The following is a 237-nucleotide window of genomic DNA, read 5'->3' as shown; positions in this document are numbered from 1 at the left end:
ATAACATTTCAAGTAATTCTTTTAGAGCGGTTCTGGCTGTTTGTCGAATATCATGAATATCATTAATAGCATCATCAGGCTTAACATGAATTAGCTTTCTAGCTAAATAACTTTTAAGTCCGATCATCGATAGTTTTTGCCCGAGTGTATCATGTAAATCACGCGCAATACCTTCTCATTCTTCAATCACCATCATCTGCGAAATATTCTCATACGCGTTTTGGAGACTGTCTCATA

General features: G+C 35.9%; 1 protein-coding gene. It reads right to left on the bottom strand.

Annotated elements, in window-relative coordinates; genetic code table 11:
* Positions 1–169 (bottom strand): histidine kinase dimerization/phosphoacceptor domain-containing protein (locus tag Q4550_RS24035; RefSeq protein ID WP_308809534.1); only part of this gene is annotated, 169 nt, incomplete at its 3' end.
* Between the last annotated feature and the right edge of the window lie 68 nt (positions 170–237).

Origin of the sequence: Anaerobacillus sp. 1_MG-2023 (assembly GCF_030547345.1) — a bacterium.
Taxonomy (GTDB): Bacteria; Bacillota; Bacilli; order Bacillales; family Guptibacillaceae; genus Guptibacillus; species Guptibacillus hwajinpoensis_B.
Note: the sequence above shows the minus strand (reverse complement) of the source record. Positions and strands in the feature narration are given on the sequence as shown.